The organism is Vreelandella olivaria (genome assembly GCF_023507745.1).
Lineage (GTDB): Bacteria > Pseudomonadota > Gammaproteobacteria > Pseudomonadales > Halomonadaceae > Vreelandella > Vreelandella olivaria_A.
Genome location: NZ_JALPZO010000176.1, coordinates 1 through 1,559 on the forward strand (window position 1 = coordinate 1; position 1,559 = coordinate 1,559).

Below are 1,559 nucleotides of genomic sequence, written 5' to 3' on the forward strand. Positions count from 1 at the left end.
AGCTGTAAATCCGGCGTGCCGCTGAGGGCGGTCAGTTCGACGCCCTTCGGTTCGAAGGTCAGCGATTTGCTGAGCTGTATGCCGGAGGCGTACTGGGTGCGATCCCGCCTTGGCCGTTCCCGGTGGTTGCCCACGGCGACATAGTGGTCCATGGTGCGGATGATGCTGGCCAGGGTGCCGATCAGCCCCGGTGCGTCGCTGCCGCCGTCGATTGCCTGGCCGGTGTTGGCCTCGCCACCGGCTTGCCCTTCGGCGTGTAGTGCGTAGCTGGCGAATTGGCCGGTGAGGCTGCCTTTGGCCTCTGCAGACGCGGAGACCCCCGCGGTCGAAAAGCCGATACGGCTGGCCAGTTCCAGCTTGCCATCCAGCTTGACGTAGGGCAGTGGTATCACCCGGCAGGGCGTCCCCATCGAGGTATCCGTTACGCACTGTTTGGGGGTAAAGGTGGCACCTGTGGCACCTTTTACGGTCGAGGCAATGGCAAGCACCGCATCCATGGCAAACAGTGCGTGCAGTACATTTTCGGGGACGTACTGGCGTAGCGCCATGGTCATGTTGAGTGCCTGGTGGTAGCCGGTGGCGACGTCTACCTGACGCTCTTCAAGGCGGCGACGGCCATCGGTTAAGCCTGTTGTGTTCAACCGTGGGCGGTCCAGGTGGCCTGCCTGGCAATCCTGGCCTTCCCACTCGGCTTGTACCCTGGCGGCCAGGTGCATCCCGTGCTGCTCCTTGGCCACCACCAACAGGGTGGTGGCCATGCGGCACTGCTCCCCTGTCTCGATGGTGCTGGGGGGCCAGGTAATCTGGCGGGTGCGGTCGGTGCTGTCCGAGATCGTCCCGGCCATCAGGCAGCAGGGCTCATGGGAGTGGCATTTGACACACACTGCGGCAAAGTCCGGGTCGAGGATGTCGCCATCCCCCGGCTCGGGCGGCAAAACACTACCGGTGAGCGGTTGACCATCGTTTCCGCCTAGTTCGACCCAGCGATCGACCCAGGCCTTCATCACGGTACCTTCTGCCCCACTGGCGCCGTTATCGCCTCTGCGTTCAAGGGCTTTGAGGAGTTCATTTTCAAGGCTACGGCGCTCCCCCTCTGAGAAGCGTTCTCCATCCAATGCAAGAATGTGCATCAGATCTTCAGCGATTGGGGTATACGTCATTGGATGCTCCCTGGTAGGGGGTGTCTTTACGCCAGGTCATGTGATGTTCACGTAACGCTGCCATCCGTTGTGTAAAGTCACACTGTGCTCGTGCACGGGGTATCCACTCTTCGATAACGTGCCGTTTTTGCCACGCCTGCCTGCCCGCGTCGCTTAACACCGCAGCGACCTCTGGATAGCGTTGAGGAAAGTCGTTGCCGAACATGAGCAGGCACTTGGCGAGCGTTTTGATCTGTTTTTTTGATGTCAGGCCGTGGCACGTGCCTAACTCCGTGGCCGTTTCGACGGCCGTCAAACGTTCCTGAGCGTCGGCATGCGGAAAACCGGCGGTGAGTGACCGGGCGAGTGCTTGGCTGATTCTTGACTGCACCCGTTCGCCAAAGCGCTGGTACTCGGTGA

2 protein-coding genes are annotated in these 1,559 nt (G+C 61.3%); both read right to left on the bottom strand.

Annotated elements, in window-relative coordinates:
* Positions 1-1,160, bottom strand: a 1,160-nt coding sequence (locus HP566_RS20840) for a hypothetical protein (protein ID WP_249979219.1), incomplete at its 3' end; no start/stop codon positions are given.
* Positions 1,138-1,559 (bottom strand): hypothetical protein (locus HP566_RS20845; protein WP_249979220.1); only part of this gene is annotated, 422 nt, incomplete at its 5' end. The genes HP566_RS20840 and HP566_RS20845, both read right to left, overlap by 23 nt.